The 775-nt window shown below is 39.2% G+C and carries 2 protein-coding genes; both read right to left on the bottom strand.

Features of this window, described 5'->3' with window-relative positions; all coding sequences use genetic code 11:
• On the bottom strand, positions 1-439 hold a 439-nt coding region (locus tag IU405_RS00095), incomplete at its 3' end, for a HipA domain-containing protein (RefSeq protein ID WP_197436643.1).
• Positions 429-764: a HipA N-terminal domain-containing protein gene (locus tag IU405_RS00090; RefSeq protein ID WP_197436642.1), complete on the bottom strand. Its 336-nt coding sequence runs from the start codon at positions 762-764 to the stop codon at positions 429-431. The genes IU405_RS00095 and IU405_RS00090, both read right to left, overlap by 11 nt.
• Positions 765-775 lie beyond the last annotated feature (11 nt).

Raw genomic sequence — 775 nt, 5'->3', positions numbered from 1 at the left:
GGGTTCTGTCAATGCGTTTTGTGATGTATGATAGTTCGCCAGATTGTAAACGAATTAAACTTGATGGTACCGTGTTGATGCCAAAAGCTTCTGCTATTCGCATGGTTAGGTGTTCGTTTTCGGGCATTTCTGGAAATTGATCCGATGGTGGTTTAAAAATGTAGTTTCCACCTAAAGCGCCTACAACTGTTAAGCGACCTTTGTTACCATCTTGCATGGTGTCGTTTACTACTGATAATGACAATTTGGGTTGCACTCCAGGAACTGCCACACTCCGTTCCACAACATTTTTGGCTAATGCTGCCATTTGTTCTAGCGAATGTTCAAATAGTGGTGGTTCTTTTGTACCGAAAAATGCCATGCTGCATTGCTCGTGGAAATCACCATCCGAATTGGCTACCAATGGATTGTAACAAAAAAGGCATTTCTTATTTTTCATTTTCTTCAGTTATTGGATGGACACTTACGGCACCAATACAATTTTGACAACACGCCAAAAGTAAGCCCATGCGATCATTTTGATTGATTTTCCAGTTTTTAGACGCGATATCTAACAACCAACCTTCAGGAATTAATCCTTCAAAAAAAGGAAATAACCGTTTGTCCCTATAGATTTTTGCACTTACTGGCATTGTTAATGTAATGCACTGTTTTGGATGTTCGTTTACATATTTTTCATCGTATTGAAATATGTACTCTCCATCATCCGTTTCTGTTAGCATTCCTGCCAAGAGGTCTTTATAGTAAATGGCTGCTTGTCTCATCTAGCCTTCTT

The organism is Polaribacter sp. BAL334 (assembly GCF_015767435.1).
Lineage (GTDB): Bacteria > Bacteroidota > Bacteroidia > Flavobacteriales > Flavobacteriaceae > Polaribacter.
Note: the sequence above shows the minus strand (reverse complement) of the source record. Positions and strands in the feature narration are given on the sequence as shown.

What these genes read in the sequence shown, in the direction of transcription:
- IU405_RS00090 (WP_197436642.1), bottom strand. Translation starts at nt 764, where the DNA reads ATGAGACAAGCAGCCATTTACTATAAAGACCTCTTGGCAGGAATGCTA.